This is a genomic window from Dellaglioa sp. CoH-57-MRSF-22, assembly GCF_056781895.1.
The window spans coordinates 1-510 of the sequence record NZ_JBXAXT010000067.1; the positions used below are offsets into that span (position 1 = coordinate 1).

Here is a 510-nt window from a genome sequence, read left to right on the forward strand (position 1 = left end):
CGATTGCCTAGTAATCGTCCTTGTAAAACTTGGAGTCACGCTTAAGCGACGCGGCCAGTAGCGTAATCGCTTCCTTTAGTAGCTTACTCATGTCGTAATTTTGCATTGCCAGCCTCAGCGGGTTAGTTGTGTTTGGGTCCGCGACGCGTGCGCGCACCCTCAGCCTGCCGGCCCCGGACGTGAAAAAGGGCCCCTAAGAGCCCCTTTTGTTCGGTTGTCCGCGCCTCAGACGGGGAACGCGTAATTGCCGTTGAATTCAGCGGTGTCCCGCACTTGCTCAGCCGTCATCGATGATGGCACCCACCGCGCACCCCGGAACGCAAACAGGTGCGTACGATACTGCGCGAGTGTGATCGGCGTTTCATAGACGCGGCCATCCGGGTACACGGCATAGAACGAGCCGATTACGTCGCTCGGTGCCTCAGCACGCGCAAACGACACGGATTGATAGCCCTTGCACCGGACGGGGGCGCTTGCGTTCGTGTTCGTCATTTTCTGTTCCTCAGCGTC

General features: G+C 58.4%; 1 protein-coding gene. It reads right to left on the minus strand.

The genetic code is table 11. The annotated features are described in order from the left end of the window. Nucleotides 1-225: 225 nt before the first annotated feature. A partial coding sequence (locus AC1RPR_RS08180; RefSeq protein WP_481763465.1) for a hypothetical protein occupies nt 226-510 on the minus strand: 285 nt, incomplete at its 5' end.